Here is a 1,348-nt window from a genome sequence, read left to right on the forward strand (position 1 = left end):
GAACCGCCCCGGGTTTGGTGCTCACCTTCTTTCTTGGGAAGGATGGGCAGATCATGCCTGCGAAGTACGACGAAGCGACCAAGGCCAAAGCTGTCCGGCTGGTCGTCGATCACCGTGACGATTACGACAGTGAGTGGGCCGCGATGAAGGCGGTTTCGGCTCGGCTGGGGATGACCACCGAAACCCTGCGCAAATGGGTCCGGCAAGCCGAGATCGATCGTGGTGACGCCGAGGGCACGACGACGGAGGCAGCGCGGACGATCCGGGAGCAGAAACGCAAGATCGCCGAACTCGAGCAGACAATCGAGATTCTTTCTGCGGCAACGTCTTTCTTCGCGCGGGCGAACGACCCGCGACGGAAGTGATCTGTGAGTTCATCGCCGAACACCGTGTCCGGTTCGGGGTCGTTCCGATCTGCCGTGCGCTGACCGCGCACGGATGCATGATCGCCCCGAGGACTTTCCACGCCTGGGCGCGGCGGGCACCGTCGAAACGGGCTCTGTGGGACACCACGGTGACCGAGATCCTGGCCGGCCACTACGAGCCCGATGAGCGGGGGCGGCGAACGCCGGAGTCGTTGTATGGGGCGGAGAAGATGTGGGCTCACCTGCAACGACAGGGCATCGGAGTCGCGCGGTGCACGGTGGAGCGGCTGATGCGCGCCAACGGCTGGAAAGGCGTCGTGCGGCGCAAGAAGGTCCGTACCACCGAACCGGACCCAGCCGCATCACGGGCCCCTGACCTGGTCGACCGGCACTTCCGGGTCCCGGCGCCGAACATGCTGCTCGTCGCCGACTTCACCTACGTCCGGCTGGCGACCGGCGCGTTCGTCTACACCGCGTTCGTCGTCGACGCCTACGCTGGGCGGATCCTGGGATGGGAATGCTCGACCAGCAAACATGCCACGTTCGTGGAATCAGCGATCCGGCAAGCAGCCGCGGTCCGGGCCCGTGAAGGCCATCCGATCGTTGGGGCAATACATCATTCGGATGCGGGATCCCAATACACTGCGGTGAAACTCGGTGAAACACTGACACTTTCGGGTTTGCGGTCTTCGATCGGGTCTGTGGGCGACGCCTACGACAACGCCCTCGCCGAGACCACGATCGGGCTCTACAAAACCGAAGCGATCCGTGACGATTCCCCGTTCCGGCGCGGCCCGCTGACCAGGCTCGCCGACGTCGAACTCCTCACCGCCGACTGGACCGGCTGGTACAACCAGTCCAGGATCATGCACCGACTCGGCCGGCGACCACCGGCCGAACACGAAGCCGACTACTATGCACTCCACGCCGAGCAACCGGCTGGAGACAAATAAACCGGTGCGCATCGAACCCGGGGCGGTTCA

1 protein-coding gene is annotated in these 1,348 nt (G+C 64.5%); it reads left to right on the top strand.

Translation table 11 applies throughout. The features are described 5' to 3' along the window. The first annotated feature begins 53 nt into the window (after positions 1-53). A protein-coding gene (locus ACT86A_RS27450; RefSeq protein ID WP_445095123.1) for an IS3 family transposase occupies positions 54-1,318 on the top strand; the annotation gives its coding sequence in 2 pieces (ribosomal slippage) (positions 54-327 and positions 327-1,318; 1,266 coding nt in all). Positions 1,319-1,348: the final 30 nt, after the last annotated feature.

It is taken from the genome of Nocardia glycosmidis, assembly GCF_052545115.1.